Source organism: Streptomyces sp. NPDC006384, assembly GCF_042870695.1.
GTDB lineage: Bacteria > Actinomycetota > Actinomycetes > Streptomycetales > Streptomycetaceae > Streptomyces.
Window position 1 is genome coordinate 119,159 of sequence record NZ_JBIAHR010000002.1, and the last position, 14,167, is coordinate 133,325.

The window sequence follows — 14,167 nt, forward strand, 5'->3', positions numbered from 1 at the left end:
GCGCGTGCGGCGAGGGCCCGGACTCCGCGCGGAGTCCGGGCCCTTTCCCGTGCCCGTCCGGCCACGCGCCCCTCACGCCGCGACCGGGACCTCCGGCTCCGCCCCGCTGGTCGCCGGCGTCAGCGCCAGCTCCAGGACCTGCCGGACGTCGGTGACGGCGTGGACGTCCAGCTTGTCCAGCACCTCCGCCGGGACGTCGTCCAGGTCGGGCTCGTTGCGCTTGGGGATGATCACCGTGGTGACGCCCGCCCGGTGCGCCGCGAGCAGCTTCTGCTTCACCCCGCCGATCGGCAGCACCCGCCCGGTCAGCGAGACCTCACCGGTCATCGCCACGTCCGTGCGGACCAGCCGGCCCGACAGCAGCGAGGCCAGCGCCGTGGTCATCGTGATGCCGGCGCTCGGGCCGTCCTTGGGGACCGCGCCCGCCGGGAAGTGGATGTGCACGCCCCGGTCCTTCAGGTCGCCCACCGGGAGCTCCAGCTCGGCGCCGTGGCTGCGCAGGAAGCTCAGCGCGATCTGCGCGGACTCCTTCATCACGTCGCCGAGCTGACCGGTCAGGGTCAGACCGGCCGCGCCCGTCTCCGGGTCAGCCAGCGAGGCCTCGACGTACAGCACGTCGCCGCCCGCGCCGGTGACCGCGAGGCCGGTGGCCACGCCCGGCACCGAGGTGCGCCGCTCGGCCGGGTCCTGCGCGGACTCGGGCACGTGGTGCGGCCGGCCGATCAGATCGCGCAGGTCGCCGTCGGTCACGGTGAACGGCAGCTCCCGCTCGCCCAGTTCGTGCTGGGCCGCGATCTTGCGCAGCAGCCGCGCGACGGACCGCTCCAGGGTCCGCACGCCCGCCTCCCGCGTGTACTCGCCGGCCAGCCTGCGCAGCGCGCCCTCGTCGATCGTGACCTCGTCCTCGCCCAGGCCGGCCCGCTCCAGCTGGCGCGGGATCAGGTGGTCACGGGCGATGACGACCTTCTCGTCCTCGGTGTAGCCGTCCAGCCGCACGACCTCCATGCGGTCGGCCAGCGCCTCCGGGATCGCCTCCAGCACGTTGGCGGTGGCCAGGAAGACGACGTCGGACAGGTCGAGCTCGACCTCCAGGTAGTGGTCCCGGAAGGTGTGGTTCTGCGCCGGGTCGAGGACCTCCAGCAGGGCGGCGGCCGGGTCGCCCCGGAAGTCGGAGCCGACCTTGTCGATCTCGTCCAGGAGGACCACCGGGTTCATGGAACCGGCCTCCTTGACCGCCCGCACGATCCGGCCGGGCAGCGCGCCGACGTAGGTGCGGCGGTGGCCGCGGATCTCGGCCTCGTCGCGGACGCCGCCGAGGGCGACCCGGACGAACCTGCGGCCCATCGCGTGCGCGACGGACTCGCCGAGGCTGGTCTTGCCGACGCCGGGCGGGCCCACCAGGGCCAGGACCGCGCCGCCGCGCCGGCCGCCGACGACGCCGAGCCCCCGGTCGGCGCGGCGCTTGCGCACCGCGAGGTACTCGACGATCCGTTCCTTCACGTCCTCCAGGCCCGCGTGCTCGGCGTCGAGGACGGCCCGGGCGCCCTGGATGTCGTAGGCGTCCTCGGTCCGCTCGTTCCACGGCATCTCCAGGACCGTGTCGAGCCAGGTGCGGATCCACGAGCCCTCGGGCGACTGGTCGGAGGCCCGCTCCAGCTTGTCGACCTCCTTGAGCGCGGCCTCACGGACCTTCCCGGGCAGGTCGGCGGCCTCGACGCGGGCGCGGTAGTCGTCGGACTCCTCGCCCTCCTTCTCGCCGTTGAGTTCGCGCAGCTCCTTGCGCACGGCCTCGAGCTGACGGCGCAGCAGGAACTCCCGCTGCTGCTTGTCGACGCCCTCCTGGACGTCCTTTGCGATGGTCTCGGCGACGTCCTGCTCGGCGAGGTGGTCGCGCAGCTGCTGGGTGGCGAGCTTCAGGCGGGCGACCGGGTCGGCGGTCTCCAGCAGCTCGACCTTCTGCTCGGTGGTGAGGAAGGGCGAGTAACCGGAGTTGTCGGCGAGCGCGGAGACGTCGTCGATGGCCTGGACCCGGTCCACGACCTGCCAGGCGCCCCGCTTGCGCAGCCAGGCGGTGGCCAGCGCCTTGTACTCCTTGACGAGTTCGGCGACCTGGCCGGGCAGCGGATCGGGCACGCTCTCCTCGGTCCGCACGCCCTCGACCCACAGCGCGGCGCCGGGGCCGGTGGTGCCGGCGCCGATCCGGACCCGGCCCCGGCCCCGGATCAGGGCCCCGGGGTCGCCGTCGGCCAGCCGCCCGACCTGCTCGACGGTGCCGAGCACGCCGGTGCTCGCGTACGTGCCGTCGATGCGGGGGACGAGCAGGACCCGGGGCTTTCCCGGCTCGGACCCGGCGGCGGCCTGGGCGGCCTCCACCGCGGCCCGTACCTCGGAGTCGCTCAGGTCCAGGGGGACGACCATCCCCGGCAGCACGACCTCGTCGTCGAGCGGCAGCACGGGCAGGGTGAGCGGTGTGACGTCGGCGGACTCAGCAGCCATGATCTCCCCTTCGGCATTCAAGTTGAGTTATGCCGACTCAATGCTTGGCGATCGGCGATTGTTCCCCACCACCTGTTCGCCGAGAGCGATCAATCGGACGTCCCCGGTCGCCGCCCCTCCCCGTCCGGTCACACGGCGGTGCGGCGAGTGCCAGGATGGGCCGATGCCCATCACCTCTTACGACTCCTACGACACCCCGGAAGTCCTGGACCGTCGCGAGGGCCCGTACGGCGAGGTCGTCCTGCGCCGGCACGGGGCACTGCTGCAGATCATCGCGAACGGCTGCTTCCTGATGGACACCTCCGACGGACGCTCGGAGCGCCGCCTCGTGGACGCGGCGGCCGAGGCGCTCGACGGGCGCCCGGCACCGCGCCTGCTGATCGGCGGGCTCGGCGTCGGCTTCTCGCTCGCACACGCGGCCGCCGACCCCCGCTGGGGCCGGATCACGGTCGTCGAGCGCGAGCGCGCGGTCGTCGACTGGCACCGCGGCGGACCGCTGGCCGAGGTGTCCGCCACAGCCCTCGCCGACCCGCGCACGGAGGTCGTGGAGGCGGATCTGGTCGCGTACGTCAATGAGACTTCCGCCACGTACGACGCGCTGTGCCTCGACATCGACAACGGCCCCGACTGGACCGTCACCGAGGACAACGACGGACTGTACTCAGCGGCCGGAATCGCAAGCTGCGCAAGGGTGTTGACCCCCGGCGGGGTACTCGCCGTATGGTCCGCGCAGCCCTCTCCGGAATTCGAAGAAACCTTGCGTAATGCCGGGTTCCCACGGGTGCGTACCGAAGAGATCCCCGTTGCCCGGGGCGTTCCGGACGTCGTCCACCTCGCCGTCCGGGCTGGATAGCAAAGCCGCGGCGAATCCCCGTACGCTGCTGCCCTGGCGCCGGTCGTTCACGCGCCGGGCGCAGTCATGGGATCACCCCACGGATTCCGGAAAGCACACCTCAGGGGCGGGCGATGGAGCAGACACAGACCTCCCACAACGGTTCGGCGGCGGCCACCCAGGGCGCACAGCGCCGGGTACTGGTGGTCGAGGACGACCAGACGATCATGGAAGCCATCGCCACCCGCCTGCGCGCCGAGGGGTTCCTGGTGCAAACGGCGGGCGACGGCCCCGCCGCCGTCGACACGGCCGAGGCATGGCAGCCCGATCTGCTGATCCTCGACATCATGCTGCCCGGCTTCGACGGCCTGGAGGTCTGCCGGCGCGTGCAGGCGCAGCGGCCGGTGCCGGTGCTGATGCTCACCGCGCGCGACGACGAGACGGACATGCTGGTCGGGCTCGGCGTGGGCGCCGACGACTACATGACCAAGCCGTTCTCGATGCGCGAACTGGCCGCGCGTGTGCACGTGCTGCTGCGCAGGGTCGAGCGGGCCGTCGTGGCCGCCTCGACGCCGCGCGGCGGCACCCTGCGCCTCGGCGAGCTGGAGATCGACCACGCCCAGCGCCGGGTACGGGTGCGCAGCGAGGACGTCCACCTCACCCCCACCGAGTTCGACCTGCTGGTGTGCCTGGCGAACACCCCCCGCGCGGTGCTCTCCCGCGAGCAGCTGCTGGCCGAGGTGTGGGACTGGGCGGACGCCTCCGGCACCCGGACCGTCGACAGTCACATCAAGGCGCTGCGCCGCAAGATCGGCGCCGAGCGCATCCGCACCGTGCACGGCGTGGGCTACGCGCTGGAGACACCGGCGCCGTGAGCGAGGGGCGGGAAGCCGCACGCAGGAGCCCCGGGAGACCCTGGGCCGGCGTACGCCCGTTCTCGATCAAGACCAAGCTGGGCGCGCTGGTCGTCACGTCGGTGCTGATCACCACCGGGTTGTCGGTGATCGCGGTGCACACCAAGACGGAGCTGCGCTTCATCACGGTCTTCTCGATGATCGCCACGCTGCTGATCACGCAGTTCGTGGCGCACTCGCTGACCGCGCCGCTGGACGAGATGAACGCCGTGGCCCGGTCCATCTCGCACGGCGACTACACGCGCCGGGTGCGCGAGAACCGCCGCGACGAGCTGGGCGACCTGGCCGTCACCATCAACCGCATGGCCGACGACCTGGAGGCCCAGGACCTCCAGCGCAAGGAGCTGGTGGCGAACGTCTCGCACGAGCTGCGCACCCCCATCGCGGGCCTGCGCGCGGTGCTGGAGAACATCGTCGACGGCGTCACCGAGGCCGACCCGGAGACCATGCGGACCGCGCTCAGGCAGACGGAACGGCTCGGCCGGCTGGTGGAGACGCTGCTGGACCTGTCCCGGCTGGACAACGGCGTCGTCCCGCTGAAGAAGCGGCGTTTCGAGGTGTGGCCGTACCTGGCGGGCGTGCTGAAGGAGGCCAACATGGTGGCCTCGGCGCGCGCCGGCATCGCCTCCGGTTCCGGCAGCCACACGCGTACCGACGTGCACCTGGCCCTCGACGTGTTCCCGTCCGGCCTGACCGCCCACGCCGACCCCGAGCGCATCCACCAGGTGGTCGCCAACCTCATCGACAACGCGGTCAAGCACAGCCCGCCGCACGGCCGGGTGACGGTCAGGGCGCGGGCCGGGGCGGAGCCGGAGTCCCTCGAGCTGGAGGTCCTGGACGAGGGTCCCGGCATCCCGCGCTCGGAGTGGCGACGGGTGTTCGAGCGGTTCAACCGGGGGGCGGTGGCCCGGCCGCACGGTCCGGGCAGCGACGGCGGCACCGGTCTCGGCCTCGCGATCGCGCGCTGGGCGGTGGATCTGCACGGCGGCCGGATCGGAGTGGCCGAATCCGAGCGGGGATGCCGGATCCTCATCACTCTTCCGGGACCGTCTTCCACGCCGAGTTGACGTAGGGTTCGAAGCGGAGCCTCAAGATCCACAAGCTTTCGTCCCCACGGACGCGTGTGATCAGGCACAGGGCCGCGGCCACTGCGCGCCAGGCCTGGCTCTCCCCTTCCCGGACGCCACAGAACCTCGCTTGTTTCCCGCCATTTCCAGCACCGAAACACCGTTCACGATGTGACTTACGCGACGTTGAACGGGCCCGGTCTGACCTTCCGGGCCGGGGAGGCGTAGCCTTGATTCCCGCTGTCCACCACCTTGTGAAGCGGAAGAGGGCGGTTCTCGCCGTGTCGCCACAGTCCCCCAGTAACTCGAGCATCTCGACCGACACCGACCAAGCGGGCAAGAACCCCGCGGCGGCCTTCGGTGCCAATGAATGGCTCGTCGACGAGATCTATCAGCAGTACCTCCAGGACCCGAACTCCGTGGATCGCGCCTGGTGGGACTTCTTCGCCGACTACAAGCCAGGGGCGCCCGCAGCCCAGGCCGCGGCCGGCTCCGCGACGACCACGGGCACCGCCGCCGCTCCGCAGGCCGCTCCGGCGCCCCGGGCTCAGGCTCCCGCCCCCGCCGCTCCGGCGCAGCCCGCCCCGGCCCAGGCCCCGGCGGCTCCCCCGCAGGCCGCCGCCCCCGCGAAGCCGGCGGCCCAGCCCGCCGCCGCGGCCCCGGCCGCTCCGGCTTCTCCGGCCGCGAAGCCCGCCGCCCAGCAGGCCGCGAAGCCGCAGGCGAAGGCGAAGGCCGAGCCGGCCAAGGAGGCCCCCGAGGGTCCCGAGCTGGTGACGCTGCGCGGCCCGGCCGCCGCGGTCGCCAAGAACATGAACGCCTCCCTGGAGCTGCCCACGGCCACGTCCGTGCGCGCCGTCCCGGTGAAGCTGCTGTTCGACAACCGCATCGTCATCAACAACCACCTCAAGCGCGCCCGGGGCGGGAAGATCTCCTTCACGCACCTGATCGGCTACGCGATGGTGCAGGCCATCAAGGCCATGCCGGCGATGAACTACGCGTTCGGCGAGAAGGACGGCAAGCCGACGCTGATCAAGCCGCCGCACGTCAACCTCGGTCTCGCCATCGACCTGGTCAAGCCCAACGGCGACCGCCAGCTGGTCGTCGCGGCGATCAAGAAGGCCGAGACCATGAACTTCTTCGAGTTCTGGCAGGCCTACGAGGACATCGTCCGCCGCGCCCGCGAGGGCAAGCTGACGATGGACGACTTCACCGGCGTCACCGTCTCCCTGACCAACCCGGGCGGCCTCGGCACCGTCCACTCCGTGCCGCGTCTGATGCCCGGTCAGTCGGTCATCATGGGCGTCGGCTCCATGGACTACCCGGCGGAGTTCCAGGGCACCTCCCAGGACACCCTGAACAAGCTCGGCATCTCCAAGGTCATGACGCTCACGTCGACCTACGACCACCGGGTCATCCAGGGCGCCGCCTCCGGCGAGTTCCTGCGCCAGGTCGCCAACCTCCTCCTCGGCGAGAACGGCTTCTACGACGAGATCTTCGAGGCGCTGCGCATCCCCTACGAGCCGGTCCGCTGGCTCAAGGACATCGACGCCTCGCACGACGACGACGTCACCAAGGCCGCCCGCGTCTTCGAGCTGATCCACTCCTACCGGGTCCGCGGCCACGTCATGGCCGACACCGACCCGCTGGAGTACCAGCAGCGCAAGCACCCCGACCTGGACATCACCGAGCACGGGCTCACCCTGTGGGACCTGGAGCGCGAGTTCGCCGTCGGCGGCTTCGCCGGCAAGTCGATGATGAAGCTGCGCGACATCCTCGGCGTGCTGCGCGACTCGTACTGCCGCACCACCGGCATCGAGTTCATGCACATCCAGGACCCCAAGCAGCGCAAGTGGATCCAGGACCGCGTGGAGCGCCCGCACTCCAAGCTGGAGCGCGAGGAGCAGCTGCGCATCCTGCGCCGGCTGAACGCGGCGGAGGCCTTCGAGACCTTCCTGCAGACCAAGTACGTCGGCCAGAAGCGGTTCTCCCTGGAGGGCGGCGAGTCCGTCATCCCGCTGCTGGACGCCGTGCTGGACTCGGCCGCCGAGTCCCGCCTGGACGAGGTCGTCATCGGCATGGCCCACCGCGGCCGGCTGAACGTGCTGGCCAACGTGGTCGGCAAGTCGTACGCGCAGATCTTCCGCGAGTTCGAGGGCAACCTCGACCCGAAGTCGATGCACGGCTCCGGCGACGTGAAGTACCACCTGGGCGCCGAGGGCACCTTCACCGGCCTGGACGGCGACCAGATCCGCGTCTCGCTGGTGGCCAACCCCTCGCACCTGGAGGCGGTGGACCCGGTCCTGGAGGGCGTCGCGCGCGCCAAGCAGGACATCATCAACAAGGGCGGCACGGACTTCACCGTCCTGCCGGTGGCGATCCACGGCGACGCGGCCTTCGCGGGCCAGGGCGTGGTGGCCGAGACCCTGAACATGTCGCAGCTGCGGGGCTACCGCACCGGCGGCACGGTCCACATCGTCATCAACAACCAGGTCGGCTTCACCGCGGCCCCCGAGTCCTCGCGCTCCTCCATGTACGCGACGGACGTGGCCCGCATGATCGAGGCCCCGATCTTCCACGTGAACGGCGACGACCCGGAGGCCGTCGTGCGCGTCGCGCGCCTGGCCTTCGAGTTCCGTCAGGCGTTCAACAAGGACGTGGTGATCGACCTCATCTGCTACCGCCGCCGCGGGCACAACGAGTCCGACAACCCGGCCTTCACCCAGCCGCTGATGTACGACCTGATCGACCGCAAGCGCTCGGTGCGCAAGCTCTACACCGAGTCCCTGATCGGCCGCGGCGACATCACCCTGGAGGAGGCCGAGCAGGCGCTGCAGGACTACCAGGGCCAGCTGGAGAAGGTCTTCACCGAGGTCCGCGAGGCCACCTCCCAGCCCTCGGCCGTGGAGCCCTCCGAGCCGCAGGCCGAGTTCCCGGTCGCCGTGAACACCGCGGTCTCCGCCGAGGTCGTCAAGCGGATCGCCGAGTCCCAGGTCAACATCCCCGACCACGTCACCGTCCACCCGCGCCTGCTGCCGCAGCTGCAGCGCCGGGCGGCCATGGTCGAGGACGGCACGATCGACTGGGGCATGGGCGAGACCCTCGCCGTCGGCTCCCTCCTGCTGGAGGGCGTGCCGGTGCGCCTGGCGGGCCAGGACTCGCAGCGCGGCACCTTCGGCCAGCGCCACGCGGTCATCATCGACCGCGAGACGGGCGAGGAGTTCACGCCGCTGCTGTACCTGTCCGAGGACCAGGCCCGGTACAACGTCTACAACTCCCTGCTGTCCGAGTACGCGGCGATGGGCTTCGAGTACGGCTACTCGCTGGCCCGCCCCGAGGCCCTGGTCATGTGGGAGGCGCAGTTCGGCGACTTCGTCAACGGCGCGCAGACGGTCGTGGACGAGTTCATCTCGTCGGCGGAGCAGAAGTGGAACCAGACCTCCGGGGTGGTCCTGCTCCTCCCGCACGGCTACGAGGGCCAGGGCCCGGACCACTCCTCGGCCCGCCCGGAGCGTTTCCTCCAGCTCTGCGCCCAGAACAACATGACGGTCGCGATGCCGACCTCGCCGGCGAACTACTTCCACCTCCTGCGGTGGCAGGTGCACAACCCGCACCACAAGCCGCTGGTCGTCTTCACCCCGAAGTCGATGCTGCGCCTGAAGGCGGCGGCCTCGAAGGCGGAGGAGTTCACGACGGGCCGCTTCCAGCCGGTCATCGGCGACGACTCGGTCGAGGCGTCCGCGGTCCGGAAGGTCGTCTTCTGCGCCGGCAAGGTCTACTACGACCTGGAGGCCGAGCGGAAGAAGCGCGGTGTCACGGACACGGCCATCATCCGCATCGAGCGCCTGTACCCGCTGCCGGGTGCCGAGCTCCAGGCGGAGATCGCCAAGTACCCGAACGCCGAGAAGTACCTGTGGGCCCAGGAGGAGCCGGCGAACCAGGGCGCGTGGCCGTTCATCGCGCTCAACCTGATCGACCACCTGGACCTGGCGGTCGGCGCCGACGTCCCGCACGGCGAGCGCCTGCGCCGCATCTCGCGCCCGCACAGCTCGTCCCCGGCCGTCGGTTCCGCCAAGCGGCACCAGGCCGAGCAGGAGCAGCTGGTGCGTGAGGTGTTCGAGGCCTGAGCCCTCGGGCCCGGCCCGTTGTGAGCTGTTGTGAAGGGCCCGGTCCGCGTTCGGTGAACGCGGACCGGGCCCTTCCGCATGCTCCCGCGCAGGGCGGAAAGAGGGGGTGCCGCCCCCGCCTATCCTGGTAGCGACGCCCATGTCCGACCCGTTCGACCCAGTCGACCCTTCCGACGGAGAGCACGTTGTACTTCACCGACCGCGGCATCGAGGAACTGGAGAAGCGGCGCGGCGAGGAAGAGGTCACCTTCGAGTGGCTCGCCGAGCAGCTGCGCACCTTCGTCGACCTCAACCCGGACTTCGAGGTGCCGGTGGAGCGGCTGGCGACATGGCTGGCGCGGCTGGACGACGAGGACGACGAGTAGGAACCGGCCCCACCACGGGCGGGCGGAGTCACCGGTCCCGCCCGTTGCCGCTCCCCCCTCTCCTGACACCGCCCTCTCTCCCTCACCGGCCCGCGCGAGCCGGACGGGCCCATGTCGGCCCGTCCGGCGGCGGGGCCGTCCGTCGGCATGTCCGCGCACCGGCCTCCCGCTCGCTCACAGGTCACCGGAACGAGTGTCTTGACTTTCCCCACCCACGACATATCGTGAATAGCGGAGGACGCGATATGGCGCGTTCGGCCAGGAGGTCTGCACCATGTCCGAGTGGTCCGTCGCGGAGCCCGGGAAGTTCACCTTCGACGAGCCTGTGAGCGAGCTCCAGGTGCGCATCGTCAACGGAACAGTGAACGTCGTCGGTACGGACGAGAGTTCCGCCCGCCTCGAGGTGTCCGGGATCGAGGGTCCTCCCCTGATCGTGACCCACCGGGACGGCACGCTCACGGTGGCCTACGAGGACCTGCCCTGGAAGGGCTTCCTCAAGTGGCTCGACCGCAAGGGCTGGCGCCGCAGCGCGGTGGTGTCCCTGGCCGTCCCCGCCCGCGCCCGCGTGGAGGTGGGCGTCGTCGGTGCCGCGGCCGTCGTCTCCGGTGTCGAAGGAGGCACCGAGGTGAAGGGCGTGACCGGGGACACCACCCTGGTGCGCCTCGCGGGCCCGGTCCGCGCCGACACGGTGTCCGGCAGTCTGGAGGCGCAGGCGATAGACGGGGACCTCCGTTTCCACTCCGTCTCCGGCGACCTGACCGTGGTGGAGGCCGGCTCCTCCGTCAGGGCGGACTCGATGAGCGGCTCGATGATCGTCGACCTCGACCCGGCCGGGCGGCCCACGGACATCAGCCTGACCAGCGTGTCCGGCGAGATCGCCATCCGGCTGCCCCAGCCCGCCGACGCCGAGGTGGAGGCGAGCACCGCGAGCGGCGCGGTCTCCAACGCCTTCGAGGACCTCCGGGTGTCCGGCCAGTGGGGCGCCAAGCGGATCACCGGCCGGCTCGGCGCGGGCAACGGCCGTCTCAAGGCCACCACGGTCTCCGGCTCCATCGCCCTGCTCCGCCGGCCCCCGTCCGAGGACACCCCGTGGGAGCCGGGACCGGAACCGCATCCGGCGGACGCCGGACCGGTGGGCGACACGCGGCACGAGCCGGAGGACAACTCCGCTTCCGGCCGGGATCACGACGTCACCGGCTCCCCGGCCGACGGCACGACCGACAAGAAGGTGCTCTGACATGTCCCCCGTCTTCGCCCACGGGCGCCTCCGCCTGTATCTGCTGAAGTTGCTGGCCGAGGCCCCCCGCCACGGCTACGAGGTGATCCGGCTCCTCGAGGAGCGCTTCCAGGGCCTGTACGCGCCGTCGGCGGGCACGGTGTACCCGCGCCTGGCCAAGCTGGAGGCCGAGGGCCTGGTCACCCACACCACCGAGGGCGGCCGCAAGGTGTACGCCATCACCGACGCGGGCCGGGCCGAACTCGCCGACCGCAGCGGCGAACTCGCCGACCTGGAGGTCGAGATCCGGGATTCGGTCGCCGAACTCGCCGCCGAGATCCGGGCCGATGTACGCGGAGCCGCGGGTGACCTGCGCCGGGAGATGCGGGCAGCGGCCCGCCGGGGTGCCGGCACGGACCCCGAGGGCGAGGGGAGCTTCGGCTTCGGCGACGCCGCGGTGCTGGGCGACAAGGAGGCCTGGCAGGCCGCGAAGGAGGAGATGCGGCGGGTCAAGCAGGAGTGGAAGGAACAGGCCCGCCGCGCCAAGGACGAGAGCCGCCGCGCCCGTGACGAGGCCCAGCGGGCCCGGCGTCAGGCGAAGGAGGCCCAGGAGCGGGCACGTGCCCAGGCGCAGGAGGAGGTCCAGCGCATCGCCCAGCGGGTCCAGGAGCAGGTGCAGAGCCACTTCGCGCGGGGGGACTGGCCGACGGGGCTTCGCGAGGGCCTGAGCGAACTGGCCAAGGAGGTCGGTGAGTTCGGCAAGGATTTCGGGAAGGACTTCGGCAGGGAATGGGGCTTCGGACGCCCCGGGACGGGTCCGTCCGCCTCCCCGCCCGAGTACTCCGCCACCCCGGAGGACTTCCCGGCGGACTACGTCCCGGCGTGGGCCGAGGAGGACACGACCGACTCGACCGGGGACCCGGCCCGCGACCTGGAGCGGCTGCTGGACCGTTTCCGGGACGACATCCGCGACACGGCCCGCGACCACGGTGTCACGGCCGACCAGCTCCACGACGCCCGCCGTGAACTGTCGGCAGCGGCGGCCCGCATCGGGGCGATACTGCGGTCTCCGAAGGTCTGACGTCGACGGCTTCCGGGGGCAGGGGCCCGTCCGGATCAGGCGCAGGCCTCTCCCCCGCCGCCGAGCACCCTGGTCAGAGACTCGTGGGTGACCCCGCGGTCGGCCAGCACCTCGGCGGGCACACCGGGGCGGACGGTGAGGGCCAGCAGGATGTGCTCGTCGCCGATGTGCCGGTCACGCCGGGCGACGGCGACGCGCAGGGCCTTCTCCAGCACCTCCTTGGCGTCCCGGCCGAAGCTACGCTGACCGGACCACCACCGCTTGTCCTTCCGGTCACCGGACATCGCGCCGACGCCGTGGGCTTCCTCCACCCGGGCGACGATCTCCGATACGTCGATCCCCAGCCCCGCGAGGGCGTCGGTCTCGGCCTGCGACAGACCGGCCCGCCGCCGCGCCTCCTCCAGGCCCCGGCGTACCGACTCCCTGCCCTCGTCCGCTCCGAGCGCCGCCAGCGCGGTCGAGGCGCGGCCGCCCTCCTGGTCCAGCAGGGCGAGCAGCAGGTGCTCGGCGCCGACGGTCTGCGCCTGCGTCCGTTCGGCGTGCTCGACGGCCCCCCGGACCACGGCACGGGCATCCTTCGTGAACCGCTCGAACATCAATGCCTCCCGTATTTCTTGTGCACGGCCTGCCTGCTGACCCCCAGCTCCGTGGCGATCTCCTGCCACGACCAGCCCTGGTTGCGCGCGCTGCGCACCTGCACCGACTCCAGCTGCTCCAGGAGCCTGCGGAGCGCGGCGACGGCCCGCAGCCCGACCCGGGGGTCACGGTCACCCGCACGTGCGGCGAGATCCGTTGCTTCACTCATACCGTCAACATAGGTTGACACATTGGGTCTGTCAACCTCTGTTGACATCGTGGGAGCACGAACGGCGGGCCCGGAGAACCGGACCCGCCGCGCACGGTCGCAAGGAGGTATCAGAGCCCGCTGAGCACGATCTTGCCGAACAGCTCGCCGGACGCCATCCGCTCGAAGCCCTCCCGGGCCCGGTCCAGCGGCAGCACCTCGTCGATGACGGGGCGGACACCGGTGGCGGCGCAGAAGGACAGCAGGTCCTCCAGCTCGTCCTTGGTGCCCATCGTGGAGCCGACGACCTTGAGCTCCAGGAAGAAGATCCGGGTCAACTCGGCGTGGGAGGGCCGGTCGCCGCTGGTGGCACCGGAGATGACGAGCGTGCCGCCCGGGCGCAGCGACTTCACCGAGTGCGACCAGGTCGCGGCGCCCACGGTCTCGATGACGGCGTCGACCCGCTGCGGCAGCCGCGCGCCCGGATCGACGGCCTCCACGGCGCCCAGCTCCAGAGCCCGCTTCCGCTTGGCCTCGTCCCGGCTGGTGGCGAAGACCCGCAGCCCCGCGGCCCTGCCGAGCACGATCGCGGCCGTGGCGACCCCGCCGCCGGCACCCTGCACCAGCACCGAGTCGCCTGGACGCACCCCGGCGTTGGTGAACAGCATCCGGTAGGCAGTCAGCCAGGCGGTCGGCAGACAGGCGGCCTCCTCGAAGGAGAGCTCCTTCGGCTTGGGCAGGATGTTCCAGGTCGGCACGGCGACCTGTTCGGCGAACGTCCCCGGATAACGCTCGGTGAGGATGGAGCGGGGCTCCCGGGGGCCGACGCCGTGACCGGTCTGGCCGATCACGGAGTGCAGGACGACCTCGTTGCCGTCGGCGTCGACACCGGCCGCGTCGCAGCCGAGGATCATCGGCAGCCGGTCCTCCGGGAGCCCGACGCCGCGCAGGGACCACAGGTCGTGGTGGTTGAGGGAGGCGGCCCGGACATCGACGACGCTCCAGCCGGGGCGGGCCTCGGGGGCCGGGCGCTCCCCCGACTCCAGGCCGTTCAGCGGCTGGTCGCGGTCGATCCGGGCGGCGTAGACAGCGAACATGGCCTCGACGATAGGTTCCACCCCCGCCGTCCGGAACCACAAACCCCTGTGACACTCCCCCTCTTGCCACACGGCCGCACCCCCTGCGCGACCTGCCGCCGCTGCGGGCGGCCGCGCCTCCCCCAGTGCCTGAACGGCCTGGGAGGCCCCCCGGGGCGGCACGGGTGGGCGGTGGGGGTCACCTCTCCCGC

Annotated in this window: 11 protein-coding genes; 7 read left to right on the top strand and 4 right to left on the bottom strand. The window is 71.7% G+C overall.

From position 1 onward, the window contains the following. Positions 1 to 72: 72 nt before the first annotated feature. Complete coding sequence (gene lon, locus ACFYOJ_RS02600) at positions 73 to 2,496, bottom strand: endopeptidase La (protein WP_356550320.1); 2,424 nt, start codon at positions 2,494 to 2,496, stop codon at positions 73 to 75. Between the two features lie 163 nt (positions 2,497 to 2,659). Between lon and ACFYOJ_RS02605 the strand changes: the two genes are divergently transcribed. The 7 genes from ACFYOJ_RS02605 (at position 2,660) to ACFYOJ_RS02635 (ending at position 12,095) form a co-directional block, all read left to right on the top strand. Beyond that, on the top strand, positions 2,660 to 3,349 hold the full coding sequence (locus ACFYOJ_RS02605; RefSeq protein ID WP_356550322.1) for a spermidine synthase: 690 nt from the start codon (positions 2,660 to 2,662) through the stop codon (positions 3,347 to 3,349). A 113-nt stretch (positions 3,350 to 3,462) separates the two neighbouring features. Next, positions 3,463 to 4,203, top strand: coding sequence for a response regulator transcription factor (locus ACFYOJ_RS02610; protein WP_356550324.1), 741 nt, complete (start codon positions 3,463 to 3,465; stop codon positions 4,201 to 4,203). After that, positions 4,200 to 5,309 carry an ATP-binding protein gene (locus ACFYOJ_RS02615; protein ID WP_356550326.1) on the top strand — a complete coding sequence of 370 codons (1,110 nt, stop codon included), beginning with the start codon at positions 4,200 to 4,202 and terminating at the stop codon, positions 5,307 to 5,309. The genes ACFYOJ_RS02610 and ACFYOJ_RS02615 overlap by 4 nt, the downstream gene beginning before the upstream one ends. Positions 5,310 to 5,590: 281 nt before the next feature. Further along, a complete protein-coding gene (locus ACFYOJ_RS02620) occupies positions 5,591 to 9,433 on the top strand; it encodes a multifunctional oxoglutarate decarboxylase/oxoglutarate dehydrogenase thiamine pyrophosphate-binding subunit/dihydrolipoyllysine-residue succinyltransferase subunit (protein WP_356550328.1) in 3,843 nt (1,280 codons plus the stop codon). 185 nt (positions 9,434 to 9,618) lie between these two features. Beyond that, a complete protein-coding gene (locus ACFYOJ_RS02625) occupies positions 9,619 to 9,798 on the top strand; it encodes a DUF6104 family protein (RefSeq protein WP_003992906.1) in 180 nt (59 codons plus the stop codon). A 274-nt stretch (positions 9,799 to 10,072) separates the two neighbouring features. After that, the gene (locus ACFYOJ_RS02630) at positions 10,073 to 11,035 is read left to right on the top strand and encodes a DUF4097 family beta strand repeat-containing protein (protein ID WP_356550330.1); all 963 of its coding nucleotides are present in this window, start codon (positions 10,073 to 10,075) and stop codon (positions 11,033 to 11,035) included. 1 nt (position 11,036) lies between these two features. Further along, positions 11,037 to 12,095 (top strand): helix-turn-helix transcriptional regulator, encoded by a 1,059-nt coding sequence (locus ACFYOJ_RS02635; protein ID WP_356550332.1) that lies wholly within the window; start codon positions 11,037 to 11,039, stop codon positions 12,093 to 12,095. A gap of 35 nt (positions 12,096 to 12,130) precedes the next feature. Here ACFYOJ_RS02635 and ACFYOJ_RS02640 read toward each other — a convergent pair whose 3' ends face one another. The 3 genes from ACFYOJ_RS02640 to ACFYOJ_RS02650 all read right to left on the bottom strand — a co-directional run bounded on the left by ACFYOJ_RS02640 (position 12,131) and on the right by ACFYOJ_RS02650 (position 13,976). Then, the gene (locus tag ACFYOJ_RS02640) at positions 12,131 to 12,691 is read right to left on the bottom strand and encodes a Clp protease N-terminal domain-containing protein (protein WP_356550334.1); all 561 of its coding nucleotides are present in this window, start codon (positions 12,689 to 12,691) and stop codon (positions 12,131 to 12,133) included. Beyond that, positions 12,691 to 12,900: an HTH domain-containing protein gene (locus ACFYOJ_RS02645; RefSeq protein WP_356550336.1), complete on the bottom strand. Its 210-nt coding sequence runs from the start codon at positions 12,898 to 12,900 to the stop codon at positions 12,691 to 12,693. Before ACFYOJ_RS02645 ends, ACFYOJ_RS02640 begins: the two co-directional genes overlap by 1 nt. Before the next feature lie 110 nt (positions 12,901 to 13,010). Beyond that, a complete protein-coding gene (locus tag ACFYOJ_RS02650) occupies positions 13,011 to 13,976 on the bottom strand; it encodes a zinc-binding dehydrogenase (protein ID WP_356550338.1) in 966 nt (321 codons plus the stop codon). Between the last annotated feature and the right edge of the window lie 191 nt (positions 13,977 to 14,167).